This window comes from Spiribacter aquaticus, assembly GCF_007625215.1.
In the GTDB taxonomy this organism is placed as follows: Bacteria; Pseudomonadota; Gammaproteobacteria; order Nitrococcales; family Nitrococcaceae; genus Spiribacter; species Spiribacter roseus.
The window spans coordinates 147,224-160,844 of record NZ_VMKP01000002.1 but is presented as its reverse complement, the minus strand read 5'-3'; the positions used below and the strand labels follow the sequence as shown (position 1 = coordinate 160,844).

The window sequence follows — 13,621 nt, the reverse complement described above, 5'->3', positions numbered from 1 at the left end:
GAAACGGTTCATGCCCAAGATTAAGACGAACCGTGGCGCCGCCAAGCGCTTCCGCAAGACCGCCAGCGGTCGTTATAAGCGGGCGCATGCCTTCCACAACCACATCCTGACCAAAAAGGATGCCAAGCGGAAGGTCAAGTTGCGTGCCACCACACTGGTCGCAGAGCAGGATACGCCGGCGATTCGGCGGCTCATGCCCTACGGCTGAACACAACCTGAATAGAGAGGATTCTGAAGATGGCCAGAGTCAAGCGTGGCGTCACTGCACGCCGCCGCCACAAGAAGGTCCTCGGGAAGGCGAAAGGTTACTACGGCGCACGTCATAAGACGTTCAAGGTAGCCAACCAGGCGGTCATCAAGGCCGGCCAGTACGCCTACCGGGATCGCCGGGTCCGCAAGCGCGAGTTCCGCGCCCTGTGGATCCAGCGCATCAATGCCGCAGCCCGGCTCAACGGGCTGTCGTACAGTCGGCTCATGAACGGCCTCAAGCAGGCCGAGATCGAGGTCGACCGCAAGGTGCTCGCTGACATGGCGGTGCACGATGCCGCCGGTTTCAGCGCGATTGCCGAGCGCGCGAAAGCGGCACTGGCGTAAACGTCCCTGCACGGGGACGGCCAGCAGGGGAAGGCCGTTGTCTTCCCCTTTTTTTTGTCTGCCAGCGGGAATAACCAATGAGTGACGCGCTCCAGTCATTGACCGAGCGGGCCGAGCAGGCCGTGGATGCGGCCACCAGCGTCGCTGAACTCGACGCGGTCCGTGTCGCCTATCTGGGCAAGAAAGGCGAGATCACCGAACAGCTCAAAGCGCTTGGGCAGCTGCCGGCCGATGAGCGACCGGCCGCGGGTCAGGCCATCAACGCCGCCAAACACTGGGTGAGTGAGCGGCTTGAAGCCCGCCGCCGCCAGCTGGAAGCGGCGGAACTGAACGCCGCCCTTGAAGCCGATCGGGTGGATGTCACTCTGCCGGGCCGCGGCGAGCCGCCGGGCGGGGTGCACCCGATCACGCGCACCCTCGAGCGCATCGAATCGATGTTTCGTGGGGTGGGTTTCGCGGTGGCGGAGGGCCCGGAAGTCGAGGATGACTATCACAATTTCGAAGCGCTCAACATTCCCGCCGATCATCCGGCGCGGGCGATGCATGACACCTTCTACTTCGACGCCCGTCATCTTCTGCGCACGCACACCTCGCCGGTGCAGATCCGCGTGCTCGAAGCCGACGGCGCGCCGGTGCGGGTGATCGCGCCGGGGCGGGTCTACCGCTGCGACTCCGATCTCACCCACACGCCCATGTTCCACCAGGTCGAGGGATTGCTGGTGGATGAGGGCGTGACCTTCGGGGATCTGAAAGCGGTGCTCGAGGACTTCGTGCGCGGGTTCTTTGAAGCCGACCTGGCGCTGCGCTTCCGGCCGTCGTATTTCCCGTTCACAGAGCCGTCGGCGGAGGTCGATGTCGAGTGCATGTTCTGCCACGGCGAGGGCTGCCGGGTGTGCAGTGGCAGCGGCTGGCTCGAGATCCTGGGCTGCGGCATGGTCCACCCGGCGGTGTTTGAGGCCGCCGGTATCGATGCCGAACGCTACACCGGTTATGCCTTTGGCATGGGCGTCGAGCGGCTGGCGATGCTGCGCTACGGCGTCAATGACCTGAGAATCTTTTTTGAGAACGATCTGCGCTTTTTGCGCCAGTTCCGCTAGGAGCGCCGCATGAGAATCAGCGAACATTGGTTGAGTGAGTGGGTCGGGCTGCCGGATTCGACCCGCGAGCTGGCGGATCGGCTGACCATGGCCGGCCTTGAGGTGGATGCGGTGGAGTCCGCCGCCCCCGAATTCAGTGGCGTCGTGGTGGGCGAGATCATCGACTGTGCGCCACACTCCGATGCCGAGCGGCTGAGCGTGTGCACCGTTGCCGACGGCACCGACGAGCCGAAGACCGTGGTCTGCGGCGCGCCCAATGCCGCGACGGGGCTGCGGGCGCCCTTCGCCCAGGTGGGGGCGCGACTGCCCGAGGGCATGAAGATCAAGGCGACGCGGCTGCGCGGCGTCAAGTCCCACGGCATGCTTTGTGCGGCCAAAGAGCTGGGGCTTTCCGAGGAAAGCGCCGGGCTGATGCCCCTGCCGGCGGATGCCCCCGTGGGGGCGGATCTGCGTGAGTGGATGGATCTGGACGACGCGGTGATTGACGTCGAACTCACCCCCAATCGCAGTGACTGCCTGAGCATGCAGGGGGTGGCCCGCGAGGTCGGGGTGCTGACCGGTCAGCCGGTGACACGCCCGACCATCGAGCCCGTTGCGCCCGTCCATGAATCGACGCTGCCCACTGAGCTGGAAAAGCCCGCGGCATGTCCACGCTACTGCGGCCGCGTCATCCACGGCATCAACCCGCGGGCGGCGACGCCCCTGTGGCTCGCCGAGCGGTTGCGTCGGGCCGGCATCCGGCCGTTAAGCCTGACGGTGGATATCACCAATTACCTGATGCTTGAGCTGGGCCAACCCATGCATGCCTTCGACCGGGCGACGCTCTCCGGTGGCATCCGGGTCCGGGGCGCCGCGGAGGGGGAGTCGCTGGCCCTGCTGAATGGCGAAACGGTGGACCTGACGGCGGGGACGCTGGTCATCGCCGATCATGATAAGCCGGTCGCCATTGCCGGCGTGATGGGTGGGCAGGCCACGGCGGTCAGCGATACCACCGTTGATATCTTTCTGGAGTCGGCGTTCTTCGCACCGTCGGCGCTGGCCGGGTGTGCCCGGCAGTACGGCCTGCACACCGATTCGTCACACCGTTTCGAGCGCGGCGTCGATCCACAACGCTGCGTCGAGGCCATCGAGCGTGCAACGGCGCTTATCTGCGCGCACGCCGGGGGCGAGCCCGGCCCGGTCAGCGAGTCGGTGGAGGTCGCGCACCTGCCGACAACGCCGGCGGTGAGTGTGCGCCCGGCACGGGTCAACGCGGTGCTGGGCACAGCCATCGAGGCCGAGACCATGCAGCAGATGCTGACCCGCCTGGGCATGCCGTCGCTGGTCGATGGCGAGGCTCTGCATGTCACGGCGCCCAGCTGGCGGTTTGATATTGCCCGCGAGGTGGACTTGATCGAGGAGATCGCGCGCATTCACGGCTATGACCGGTTGCCGTCGCGGCGCTCGGCGCTGCCCGCCCGGATCCCGGCCGAGTCCGAGTCACGGGTGGCACTCGGGCGGCTGCGCGCGCTGCTGGTGGATCGCGGCTATCACGAGGCGATCACCTACAGCTTTGTGCCGGCGGATCTGGACGCACAACTCGATCCTGACCATACCGCGCCCGCCCTCGCCAATCCGCTGTCGGCGGACATGGCCGTCATGCGGACATCGCTGTGGCCGGGGCTGATCCGGGCCCTGGCGCATAACCGCAATCGGCAGATGAGCCGCGTGCGGCTGTTCGAGACCGGGCTGCGGTTCCGCGGTGCCCTGCCGGATCTCGAGCAGACCCCGGGGATCGCCGGGGTAGTCACCGGGCCGGCGGCACCCAAGCATTGGGACCATACCGAGCGCCCGGTGGACTTTTTCGATATCAAGGGGGATGTCGAAGCGCTGCTCGCCACGCTGGGCGCGGATCGGGACTGTCGGTTTGAGTCGACACCGCATCCGGCGCTCCATCCAGGCCAATCCGCGCGGATCCTCTGCGACGACGTTGCCTGCGGCTGGGTGGGGGCGCTGCATCCGGCCACCGTCCGTCAGCTGGATCTCGACGGCGCTGTCTATGTGTTTGAAATCGATCAGGCGGTGTTCTCAGCCCGGGCCCTGCCGGCGTTCGCGCCACTGTCGCGCTACCCCTCCATTCGCCGCGATCTGGCGATCGTGGTCGATGAGTCGGTGTCCGCCGATGCGGTGCGTGACGTGATCGCCGCGGCGGCGGGGGAGGCCCTGGAGTCGGTGGAGCTGTTTGACGTCTATCGCGGCAAAGGTGTTAGTGATGGGTGCAAAAGTCTCGCTATGGGATTGATATTGCAGGACAATTCCCGCACTCTGACGGATCAGGACGTGGAAGCGGTGATGACCGCCGTGATGCGCGCACTGAGTGACACACTCGACGCTGGACTGAGGGAGTAGGGCGGCATGGCGCTGACCAAGGCCGATATGGCTGAGCGGCTTTTCGAAGAGGTGGGGCTGAATAAACGCGAGGCCAAAGACCTTGTCGAGAGCTTTTTCGAGGAGATCCGTCAGGCGCTCGAGACGGGCACGCCGGTCAAGCTCTCCGGGTTTGGCAACTTCGACCTTCGCGATAAAAGCGAGCGGCCTGGCCGCAATCCCAAAACCGGCGAAGAGATCCCCATCTCGGCGCGGCGGGTGGTGACGTTTCGGCCGGGGCAGAAGCTCAAGGCCCGGGTAGAGGCCTATGCCGGGCACGAGCAGTAACGAGGCGCTGCCGCCGATCCCGGCCAAGCGCTACTTCACCATTGGTGAGGTCAGCGAGCTGTGCGCCGTCAAGCCGCATGTCCTGCGTTACTGGGAGCAGGAGTTCAGTCAGCTCAGCCCGGTCAAGCGCCGCGGCAACCGCCGCTACTATCAGCGCCAGGACGTCATTCTGATCCGCCAGATCCGTGGCTTGCTCTACACCCAGGGATTCACCATCGGGGGCGCCCGCCAGCAGCTTGCCGGCGCACCGGCCCGCGATGATTCCACCCAGCGCCAGCAAGTGGTGCGCCAGATCCGCAGCGAGCTCGAGGCGTTATTGAGCGAACTCAAGCGCTGAACGCCAGTCGCATGAATGCGGTTGGATGATTGGCGTGATGGGCGAGCTGTTGTAACATCTCGGTTCGTCGGGGCGTAGCGCAGCCTGGTAGCGCATCTGCATGGGGTGCAGAGGGTCGCAGGTTCAAATCCTGCCGTCCCGACCAGATCTTCCAACCGGCCAGCACCCGTCTGTCCGGGGCTTAATAACCTTAAAGCGATGCAAAGGAACGACTCGCATGAGCGATGTTGTCGTCGAGCGCCTCAACGAGGGGCCGCTCATATGTGCGGAGGGGTTTTTGTTCGAACTCGAGCGGCGGGGTTACCTGTCCGCCGGTGAGTTCGTGCCCGAGGTCGCGCTGCTTCGGCCCGACGCCCTCGAGACCCTGCATCGCGATTTCCAGCATGCCGGCTCGGACATCGTCCAGGCGTTCACCTACAACGGCCACCGCGAGAAGATGCGCGTCATCGGTCGCGAGGATCGGCTTGAGCCGCTCAACCGCTCGGCACTGCAGATCGCCCGGCGGGTGGCCGATGACCGGCCCGGCAACCTGATGGCGGGCAATATCTCCAATACCAATATCTGGGATCCGGATGATCCGCAGGCACAGGCTGCGGCGCGGGCAATGTTTGACGAAATGGCCGGCTGGTCGGTCGAAGAACGCGCCGATCTGATCATCGGCGAGACCTTCTACTACGCCGGCGAGGCTCATGCGGCCCTCGATGCGATCCGCGCCCACGGGCTGCCGGCGGTCATTACCCTGGCGCCGATGGCCGAGGACCGGATGATGGACGGCCCGGGCATCGTCGAGACCTGCGTGGCACTTGAGCAGGCCGGCGCCAGTGTGGTGGGTATGAACTGCTTTCGCGGTCCCGATACCATGCTGCCGTGGATCGAGCGGATCCGCGCGGCGGTGACCGGCCACGTGGCCGCGCTGCCGGTGACCTATCGCACCAGCGAGGCGGAACCGACCTTTTTCAACCTGAGCGATTCGCCGACGTGCGCCTGCCCGTCCCCCCATGGGCGGCCGTTTCCAACGGCGCTGGACCCGTTGTACTGCAACCGCTACGAAATCGGTGATTTCGCCCATCGCGCCTACGCCATGGGCGTGAATTATCTGGGAGTGTGCTGCGGCGCGGCACCCATGCATATTCGGGAGGTGGCGATGGCAGTGGGGCGCGAACCTGAAGCAGCGCGTTTCGCCGAGCGCATGGAAAATCATTTCATGTATGGCTCTCATGAACGCCTGCCCGCCCACATCCGCGCGCTCGGCGACAGGGCCTGACCACCCGGCGCCTCGGGCGCGGGTTGGATCACGGTATGGTCTGGTTACTGGCCCTCGTCGCTCTCGCGGCCCTGGCGATTTACGGCCTGAACGGCCGGAGGCTCACCGACACCGAGCGTGATCGCTATGCGCGCTTCGAGGAATTCGCCCGCAACGTCCCGGGCGTGCTCTATCAATTCCGGATCGATCCGCAGGGCACGATGGGGTTTCCGTTTGTGTCGGAGCGGATCGAATCCCTGACGGGCTGCACCGCTGGCGCCGTCATGGCGGATGCCGAAGTGATCTTCTCGCGCATCCATGGCGATGACCGGGCGGCCGTCTTCAAGGCGATCGAAGATTCGAAAGAAGCCCTCGAGACCTTTGAGGTCACCTTTCGCCTCGAGCATGTCAAGCACGGTACCCGCTGGCTTGAGGCAAGCTCTACGCCCTCGCGCAGCGATGACGGCACGCTCACCTGGCATGGTTATCTCGAGGACGTGACCGAGGAGCGGGCCACCCAGGATCGGCTCGAACAGGCGGACAAGGTCTTCGAGGTGATGCGTGAGGGCATTCTTATCGCCGACGAGTCGCATCGGATCGTCCGGATCAACCCCGCCCTTGAGCGCATGCTTGGCTATTCGAGTGAAGAGCTCCGCGGTAAGACGCCGGCCATGCTGTATTCGTCCCGCGACCGGGATGCGGCGTATCAGGACATCCTCAATGCACTCGACGCCGGGGCCGGTCGCTGGCAGGGCGACGTGCAGATGCAGCGACGCGACGGCAGCGCGATCGACATCGACTGTTTTGTAGCAAGAATCCGCAATGAGGCGATGGGGACGGTGCGCCATATCTCAGTGCTGCACGACATCAGCGAGCGACTGAGCTATCAGCAGCGCCTTGAGCGGCTCGCCAGTTTTGATGCCCTCACCGGATTACCCAACCGGCGGATTCTGAGTGATCGGCTTGATCAGGCCATTGCGCAGTCGCAGCGAACCGGTGAGGTATTCGCGGTGTGCATGCTCGATCTGGATGACTTCAAGCCGGTCAATGACCGGTTCGGTCATGAGGCCGGCGATCAGGTGCTCAAAGCGGTGGGCGAGCGTCTGGGCGACACCCTGCGTGGGGAAGATACCGTGGCCCGGGTGGGCGGTGATGAGTTCGTCATCGTGATCAGGCACTACAAACGCGACCCGGTGGTCTTCGATCGCATTCTCAATGCCCTGGCGGGCCCCATTGAACTGGATGCCTCGCAGGCCACGGTTGAGGTGCGCGGTAGTCTGGGCGTCAGTCTTTTTGAGCCCACCACACCACTGAACGGCGATCAGCTCCTGCGACAGGCGGATCAGGCGGCCTATCGCGTCAAATCGCGCGGGGGGCACGATTACCGGTTCTTCTCCGGCCCGGATACCGAGTAACGCATCGAACACCGTCATGCCGATCGCCGCTGTCCACCATCCCGGTTATACCATCGACCTGCCGGCCAGCCATCCCTTCCCGATGGCGAAGTTCCGCGTGCTGCGCGACCAGCTGGGCACCTGGGGCGACGCGATTACCTGGAACCGGCCTTCCAGGGCGACGCGGGCGCAGCTTGAGCGTGTGCACACGCCGGCGTATCTGGATGCGCTGATCGGCGGGCATCTCGACCGCGCCGCGCAGCGCCGCAGTGGCTTTCCCTGGTCGCAAGCGCTGGTGGAGCGGGTCCGCCTCGAGACCGGGGGGACAGTGCTGACCGCCCGTCTGGCGCTCGAGCAGGGGCTGGCGCTCAACGCAGCGGGCGGCACCCACCACGCCCACGCCGACTCGGCCAGTGGCTATTGCCTGCTCAATGACCTGGCCGTCACCGCAAGGACACTGCTCGCGACGGGCGAAGTCCGGCGCTTACTGATCATTGATCTGGATGTGCATCAGGGCGATGGCACCGCGCGGTTGCTGGCCGACGAGCCGGCGGCGATGACCTTTTCGATGCATGTCGCCCGCAACTTCCCGGCGCGCAAGGCCCATAGCGACTGGGATGTGCCGCTGGCGAGCGGGCTCGACGACACGGCGTATCTGGAGACGCTGGCGGATGTGCTGCCGCGGCTGATTGATCAGTGCGCGCCTGATCTGGTGATCTACGACGCCGGTGTCGATGTTCACCAGGCCGATCGACTCGGCCATTGCGGGCTCAGTGATGCGGGCCTCTACGAGCGTGACCGCCGGGTCATCGAGGCGGTGCGCTCGCAGGGGATCCCGCTTGCCGGCGTGATCGGCGGTGGCTACGACCGAGACCTTGATGCCCTGTGTCGGCGGCACGCGCAGCTGTTCCGTGCCGCCCTCCACCTACAAAGGAGACCGAATGATACGTGAGCGCCTGAACGTGCCGGTTGCGGTCATGGCCATCGTGGTTGTCGCCGCCGGTCTGATCGTTTTCAACCCGCCGGGATGGCTCCCCGAGGGCACGGCGCTGACCACTGCCATCGCGTTAATCACCATCGGACTCTACGCCACCGGCTTCATCGCCGAGGCGATGACCTCGCTGGTGTTCTTTCTCGCGGCGATGCTGTTCGCCATCGCCCCGGCCGATGTGGTCTTCTCGGGGTTTTCCTCGAGTGCGTTCTGGATCATCTTCGGCGGCCTGATCATCGGCATGTCGATCCGCCATACCGGGCTGGGGCAGCAGATTGCGGATCGGCTGATCGCGAGACTGCCGGGACGCTACAGCGCGCTCATCGCCGGGACCGTCACGGTGGGGCTGCTGTTCGCGTTTCTCATGCCGGGCGCCATGGGACGGATGGTGCTGCTGGTTCCCATCGCCGTGGCGGTGGCGGATCGGGCGGGCTTTGGCGAGGCCGCCAACGGCCGGATTGCGGTGGTGCTGGCGGCGATTTTCGGCACCCATGTGGGATCGTTCGCGATCCTGCCTTCGAACACGCCCAATGTGGTCTGGTCCGGTGCCATGGCCTCGGTGCATGGGCTCGAGGTGGGGTATATGGAGTATCTGGCCTGGCATTTCCCGGTGCTGGGGATACTGCGCTCGGTGCTGCTGGTGGTGGTGCTGGTGTACGCGTTTCCTGATCGGCTTGGCCCGCGCACCGAAACCCCCGCGGGTGCGCCACCGCTTGACCGTGATCAGCGCCTGACCGCCTTTGTGCTGTTGGGGGCCCTCGCGATGTGGGCCTCCGATGCAGTGCATGGGGTTGGCCCGGCGTGGGTGGCGCTGGCGGCGGCGCTGGTGTATCTGCTCAATGCCCCGCGGCTGGTCCCCGCCCGGCCGTTCGCCGCCCTCGACATGGGGCCGCTGCTGTTGCTCGCCGGCATCCTCGGGCTGGGGGCAGTGCTCGCGTATACCGGCATTGGCGAGGCGGCGTTCAAGCAGCTCCTGCCCATGCTGCCGTTCGAGCCGGGGGAGGGCGCCCGCAATTATGCGCTGGTCAGTCTGGGCGGGACGGCGCTGGCGGTGCTGACTGCCATGCCCGGTGTGCCGGCGATCGGGGTGCCGCTGGGGGATACGCTGGCGACGGCCACCGGCTGGCCGGTGGAATCGGTGCTGACCATCCTGGCGGCGAGCTATTCGACCTATCTTCTGCCCTATCAGGCGCCGCCGATCCTGATCGGTGCCCAGCTCGGCCAGATCCCGTACCGCGCGCTGGTGCGCTTTACGCTGGGTTTTGCGCTGCTCAGCATCATTCTGATCTTTCCCCTTCATTATCTGTGGCTGCGGATCATTGGCGTACTGGCCGGCTGAGCTTATCCTGTGCTGCAACGCAACGTGAGGTAGGATTGAGTCCATGGAAACGATGACCAGAACGCGCGTGGGTGTCCTGCTGTGCGACGACCTCCACGAAGAGCTCCAGACGGAGTGGTCCTCGTATCGGGCGTTGTTTGAGACGTTGCTGGCCGACGAGCAGGGCGACATCGAGGTCAGCGGCTTTCGGGTGCACGATGATGAGTGGCCGGATAGTCCTGCCTCCGCGGACGCCTGGCTGATCACCGGCAGCCGCGCGAGCGTGCACGAGTCACCCGACTGGGTGGTCGAGCTGCAGGCCTTTGTGCGTCGCGCCGAAGCGCTCGGTCAGCCGCTGATCGGGGTCTGCTTTGGTCATCAGCTCATCCAGGCGGCGCTGGGTGGGCGCACGCAGCGCTCGTCGCTCGGCTGGCATCTTGGTGCCTATCCGGTGGTCTGCGAAACGGCTTTCGCCGGCCGCCAGCCCGGCGAGACACTGTCGCTGCTGGCCGTCCACCAGGATCAGGTGGTCGAGCCGGCGCCGGGGTTCGAGCGCATCGCGACCAGCGAACAGTGCCCCTGGTATGCGATGCGCCGCGGCCGCACGCTGACCCTCCAGGGGCATCCGGAGTTTGATCGCGAGTTCTTTCAGGCGCTCATGGGGCGGGTGCGCGGCAAGGCGGGTGACGCGGCCGTGGATCAGGCCCTCGCTGCATTGCCGGCGGATGACCATACCGCCGCGGTGCGGGCGACCATGCGGGACTGGCTGCGCGGCTAGCCGTTCGCCTGCAGATACGCGGACAGGCCCAGCAGCGCGGCGGACGGGTGATTGATCGCGATCATCGGTACCGGGGCGAGGTAGGTACCGAACCGGCCCTTGGCCAGAAAGGCGCGACGCAGCCGCTGCCAGTCGAAGGCCGCGCCCAGTGCCGGGATCACACCGCCACCCAGATAGACACCGCCACGCGCGCCGGTCGCCAGGGCCAGGTCGCCGGCCACGTTGCCCAAGGCATCGGTCATGTGCTCCAGCACCTCGCGCCCGACCCGGTCCCCATTCATGCCGGCGCGGGCAATCGCCTCGGCCGTGGTCAGCACCGGCTCGCCCCCGTCGATGGCCTGGATCGCGCGGTAGATCGCCTCGATCCCCATGCCCGAGGCCAGTCGCTCGGCGCTGCAGTGGCCAAAGCGCTGGCTGATCTGCTCGGCGATGGCCTGTTGGCGGCCGGTCTGCGGGGCAAAGCTGATGTGCCCGCCCTCGCTGGCAAAGACCTGCCAGCGTGTGCCGCAGGGGACGATGACCGCGCTGCCGAGTCCGGTGCCGGGGCCTAGTGCCAGGCGTGGTGAATCGGTGCGCGGGACACCCGCGTGAATGACCTGTTGATCGCGCCGCTCCAGCGCGGTGACCGCCCAGCCCTGTGCGACCCAGTCGTTGAGCAGGTCGACCTGCGCGAGGCCCAGATCGCCCGCAACGGCCTGGGGGGAAAACCGCCACCCCGCGTTGGTGAGCTCGACGGGATCATCATCCAGTGGGCTCGCGACCGCGCAGACCGCCCGCCACGGCGCCGGATCGGGGGCCAGGTCGTCCCGGGCCGCGGCCAGAAACCCGGCCAGCCCATCGAACGACCGGGTCGGGCGGCGGAAGATCCGGGCCGGCGCACGGCCGGGCTCGGTCACCAGCCCCGCCCGGGCGTGGGTGCCACCGATGTCGGCGACCAGCACCGGGCGGTTGTCAGGCCGAGTAGTAGACATGCACGGGCACGCGGCGCTGGCTGAGCAGTGCGTAGACCGGATAGCGCTGGGGATCGGCCGTCGCGATCGCCTGCTCAAGCGTGGCCCACTTCGCCGCGCCGTTGATGTGCAGGGCGATCCAGCGGCTCTGCAGTAGTGTCATCAACGTCAATGACAGCCGGTCGTGGGGCGGATCCGGCGCGCGGGTGACGACGCAGCGTGACTCGGTGGTGGTGCTGAGCGCCCGGGGCAGGGCCGGATCGTCCGGAAAGATCGAGGCGATGTGCCCGTCGCCCCCCATGCCCAGCACCACGGCATCGAAGGGCCGTGGCAGCAGGCCCAGCGCCGCGCTGCAGGCGGCCTCGTCGCCGCGGTCGCCGGTATGGCCCTGGTAGAGCGGGTGGAAATGCGCCGCCGCCGCGCGATCCTGAATGAGGTGCGCGCGCACCATGGCGGCATTGCTGGCCGGATCATCGGCCGCCACCCGGCGCTCATCGGTCAGGCTGACATGCACCCGGTCCCACTGCAGGTCACGGCTGCAGAGCGCCTCGAACAGCGCCACCGGCGTGCGGCCGCCCGGCACCAGCAGACTGGCGCGGTCGCGGCGTCGCGCGCCGTGATCAATCACCTCGGTAAGCCGATCCGCCAGCGCGGAGGCGGCCCGTGCGGGAGCTGGAAAGCGTTGGGCGGCGGCCAGTATGCGGCCGGCCTGATCAGCGCTCTTCATGCCAGGTCGCATCCTCGCGGGCGAGCAGGGCACTCGAGGCGGCGGGCCCCCAGGTCCCGGCGGTATAGGGCTTGGGCGCATCGCCGGCGTCGTTCCAGGCCTCGAGGATCGGCTCAATCCATGACCAGGCGGCGTACAGCTCGTCGCGCCGCATGAAAAGCGTCAGCCGCCCACGCAGCACGTCCATGAGCAGGCGCTCATAGGCATCCGGCGGGCGCTGGCGGAAGGCCTCGGCAAAGTCGAGGTTGAGCGCGACCGGCCGCAGCTGCATGCGGTCGCCGGGGGACTTGGCCATCATATGCAGCTTGACGCCCTCGTCCGGCTGCAGCTGGATCACCAGCCGGTTGGGCTGGCCCGCGCCATAGGTCACGCCAAAGATGGAATGCGGGACGTCGCGGAAATTGACGACAATCTCGGCGCCGCGCTCCTGCAGGCGCTTGCCGGTGCGCAGATAGAACGGCACGCCCGCCCAGCGCCAGTTCTGCAGCTCGGTGCGCATGGCCACGAAAGTCTCGGTGCGGCTGTCCGCCGGCACCCCTTCTTCCTCGAGATAGCCCTGCACCGGCTGACCGGCGATGGCGCCGGCGCGGTACTGCCCGCGGACCGTGTTGCGCAGGACATCCTGTCCTTCCAGGCGCTTCAGCGCCCGCAGCACTTTGAGCTTTTCATCGCGCACCGCGTCCGCACCAATGTCGGTGGGCGGCTCCATGGCGATGATGCACAGCAGCTGGAGCATGTGGTTCTGGACCATGTCGCGCAGCGCGCCGGTGCGGTCATAAAAGTCGGCCCGACCGCCGACACCCAGCTGCTCGCTGACGCTGATCTGCACGTCGCGCACCCATTCCCGGCGCCATAGCGGCTCGAAGAGCATATTGCCAAAGCGCAGCGCGATCAGGTTCTGGACGGTTTCCTTACCCAGGTAGTGATCGATTCGATAGATCGCGTCCTCGGTGAAGATCGCACCGATCTGCTCGCTGATCGCCCGGGCCGATTCCAGGTCGTGGCCGAGGGGTTTTTCCAGCACCACCCGGGAGCGGTCAGTGACCAGTCCGTGCTGATTCAGGGTCTGGCAGATCCCGACGAAATAGGCGGGCGCCACCGCCAGGTAGAACACCCGGTTGTGATCCTCGCGACCGCGCAGCACGGCGGCCATGTCGTCGAATCCCGCTGCGGTGTCCGCATCCACCGAGACGAATTCGAGCCGGGCGACAAAGCGGTCCCAGTCGGCGGCGGTGCGCTCGTCGGCTTCCAGATACTGCTCGAAAGCGGCATCGATGCGGGCGATGAACGACTCGCGGTCGAGGGCCCGCCGGGCGGTGGCGATGATGCGCCCGTCGGCGGGTAACTGACCGGCGCGGTCACGGCGATAGAGCGCCGGCAGCAGTTTGCTCATCGCCAGGTCGCCGGTGGCCCCGAATAGCACCAGGTCAAAGGGGTTGGTTGTTTTCACCCCACCTCCTGCATGTGGACGCTTGAATGATGAGACAGGATACCGCCT

14 protein-coding genes and 1 tRNA gene are annotated in these 13,621 nt (G+C 66.5%); 12 read left to right on the top strand and 3 right to left on the bottom strand.

Translation table 11 applies throughout. From position 1 onward, the window contains the following. Window positions 1-10: 10 nt before the first annotated feature. From rpmI to FPL11_RS04050, 12 genes are all read left to right on the top strand, one after another. Window positions 11-208: a 50S ribosomal protein L35 gene (rpmI, locus tag FPL11_RS04105; protein WP_110883380.1), complete on the top strand. Its 198-nt coding sequence runs from the start codon at window positions 11-13 to the stop codon at window positions 206-208. A gap of 29 nt (window positions 209-237) precedes the next feature. Beyond that, entirely contained in the window at window positions 238-594 is a 357-nt protein-coding gene (gene rplT / locus FPL11_RS04100) for a 50S ribosomal protein L20 (RefSeq protein ID WP_110883319.1), read from the top strand. 77 nt (window positions 595-671) lie between these two features. After that, window positions 672-1,691, top strand: coding sequence for a phenylalanine--tRNA ligase subunit alpha (gene pheS, locus FPL11_RS04095; protein WP_144347532.1), 1,020 nt, complete (start codon window positions 672-674; stop codon window positions 1,689-1,691). 9 nt (window positions 1,692-1,700) lie between these two features. Next, window positions 1,701-4,079 (top strand): phenylalanine--tRNA ligase subunit beta, encoded by a 2,379-nt coding sequence (gene pheT / locus FPL11_RS04090; protein WP_144347531.1) that lies wholly within the window; start codon window positions 1,701-1,703, stop codon window positions 4,077-4,079. 6 nt (window positions 4,080-4,085) lie between these two features. Continuing rightward, the gene (gene ihfA, locus FPL11_RS04085) at window positions 4,086-4,385 is read left to right on the top strand and encodes an integration host factor subunit alpha (protein ID WP_110883316.1); all 300 of its coding nucleotides are present in this window, start codon (window positions 4,086-4,088) and stop codon (window positions 4,383-4,385) included. Next, window positions 4,366-4,722, top strand: coding sequence for a MerR family transcriptional regulator (locus FPL11_RS04080; RefSeq protein ID WP_110883315.1), 357 nt, complete (start codon window positions 4,366-4,368; stop codon window positions 4,720-4,722). Before ihfA ends, FPL11_RS04080 begins: the two co-directional genes overlap by 20 nt. Window positions 4,723-4,790: 68 nt before the next feature. After that, a tRNA-Pro gene (locus FPL11_RS04075) sits at window positions 4,791-4,867 on the top strand. 72 nt (window positions 4,868-4,939) lie between these two features. Further along, the gene (locus FPL11_RS04070) at window positions 4,940-5,986 is read left to right on the top strand and encodes a homocysteine S-methyltransferase family protein (protein WP_144347530.1); all 1,047 of its coding nucleotides are present in this window, start codon (window positions 4,940-4,942) and stop codon (window positions 5,984-5,986) included. 35 nt (window positions 5,987-6,021) lie between these two features. Beyond that, window positions 6,022-7,380: a diguanylate cyclase domain-containing protein gene (locus FPL11_RS04065; RefSeq protein ID WP_144347529.1), complete on the top strand. Its 1,359-nt coding sequence runs from the start codon at window positions 6,022-6,024 to the stop codon at window positions 7,378-7,380. 16 nt (window positions 7,381-7,396) lie between these two features. Next, window positions 7,397-8,311 carry a histone deacetylase family protein gene (locus FPL11_RS04060; protein WP_144347528.1) on the top strand — a complete coding sequence of 305 codons (915 nt, stop codon included), beginning with the start codon at window positions 7,397-7,399 and terminating at the stop codon, window positions 8,309-8,311. Further along, window positions 8,301-9,689 carry an SLC13 family permease gene (locus FPL11_RS04055; protein ID WP_159308466.1) on the top strand — a complete coding sequence of 463 codons (1,389 nt, stop codon included), beginning with the start codon at window positions 8,301-8,303 and terminating at the stop codon, window positions 9,687-9,689. Before FPL11_RS04060 ends, FPL11_RS04055 begins: the two co-directional genes overlap by 11 nt. A gap of 43 nt (window positions 9,690-9,732) precedes the next feature. Then, window positions 9,733-10,446, top strand: a complete 714-nt coding sequence (locus tag FPL11_RS04050) for a type 1 glutamine amidotransferase (protein ID WP_144347526.1) — start codon at window positions 9,733-9,735, stop codon at window positions 10,444-10,446. Here the strand turns inward: FPL11_RS04050 and FPL11_RS04045 are convergent. Genes FPL11_RS04045 through zwf form a run of 3 tightly spaced genes read right to left on the bottom strand, consistent with a single transcriptional unit; the run spans window position 10,443 to window position 13,573 of the window. Then, window positions 10,443-11,417 (bottom strand): glucokinase, encoded by a 975-nt coding sequence (locus tag FPL11_RS04045; protein ID WP_144347525.1) that lies wholly within the window; start codon window positions 11,415-11,417, stop codon window positions 10,443-10,445. The two genes, FPL11_RS04050 and FPL11_RS04045, sit on opposite strands and share 4 nt — an antisense overlap. Beyond that, a complete protein-coding gene (gene pgl, locus FPL11_RS04040; RefSeq protein WP_157809065.1) occupies window positions 11,398-12,123 on the bottom strand; it encodes a 6-phosphogluconolactonase in 726 nt (241 codons plus the stop codon). The genes FPL11_RS04045 and pgl overlap by 20 nt, the downstream gene beginning before the upstream one ends. Continuing rightward, window positions 12,110-13,573: a glucose-6-phosphate dehydrogenase gene (zwf, locus tag FPL11_RS04035; RefSeq protein WP_144347523.1), complete on the bottom strand. Its 1,464-nt coding sequence runs from the start codon at window positions 13,571-13,573 to the stop codon at window positions 12,110-12,112. Before zwf ends, pgl begins: the two co-directional genes overlap by 14 nt. Between the last annotated feature and the right edge of the window lie 48 nt (window positions 13,574-13,621).

Coding starts and splice junctions, on each gene's coding strand:
- rpmI (WP_110883380.1), top strand. CDS start 11: ATGCCCAAGATTAAGACGAACCGTGGCGCCGCCAAGCGCTTCCGCAAG.
- rplT (WP_110883319.1), top strand. CDS start 238: ATGGCCAGAGTCAAGCGTGGCGTCACTGCACGCCGCCGCCACAAGAAG.
- pheS (WP_144347532.1), top strand. CDS start 672: ATGAGTGACGCGCTCCAGTCATTGACCGAGCGGGCCGAGCAGGCCGTG.
- pheT (WP_144347531.1), top strand. CDS start 1,701: ATGAGAATCAGCGAACATTGGTTGAGTGAGTGGGTCGGGCTGCCGGAT.
- ihfA (WP_110883316.1), top strand. CDS start 4,086: ATGGCGCTGACCAAGGCCGATATGGCTGAGCGGCTTTTCGAAGAGGTG.
- FPL11_RS04080 (WP_110883315.1), top strand. CDS start 4,366: ATGCCGGGCACGAGCAGTAACGAGGCGCTGCCGCCGATCCCGGCCAAG.
- FPL11_RS04070 (WP_144347530.1), top strand. CDS start 4,940: ATGAGCGATGTTGTCGTCGAGCGCCTCAACGAGGGGCCGCTCATATGT.
- FPL11_RS04065 (WP_144347529.1), top strand. CDS start 6,022: ATGGTCTGGTTACTGGCCCTCGTCGCTCTCGCGGCCCTGGCGATTTAC.
- FPL11_RS04060 (WP_144347528.1), top strand. CDS start 7,397: ATGCCGATCGCCGCTGTCCACCATCCCGGTTATACCATCGACCTGCCG.
- FPL11_RS04055 (WP_159308466.1), top strand. CDS start 8,301: ATGATACGTGAGCGCCTGAACGTGCCGGTTGCGGTCATGGCCATCGTG.
- FPL11_RS04050 (WP_144347526.1), top strand. CDS start 9,733: ATGGAAACGATGACCAGAACGCGCGTGGGTGTCCTGCTGTGCGACGAC.
- FPL11_RS04045 (WP_144347525.1), bottom strand. CDS start 11,417: ATGTCTACTACTCGGCCTGACAACCGCCCGGTGCTGGTCGCCGACATC.
- pgl (WP_157809065.1), bottom strand. CDS start 12,123: ATGAAGAGCGCTGATCAGGCCGGCCGCATACTGGCCGCCGCCCAACGC.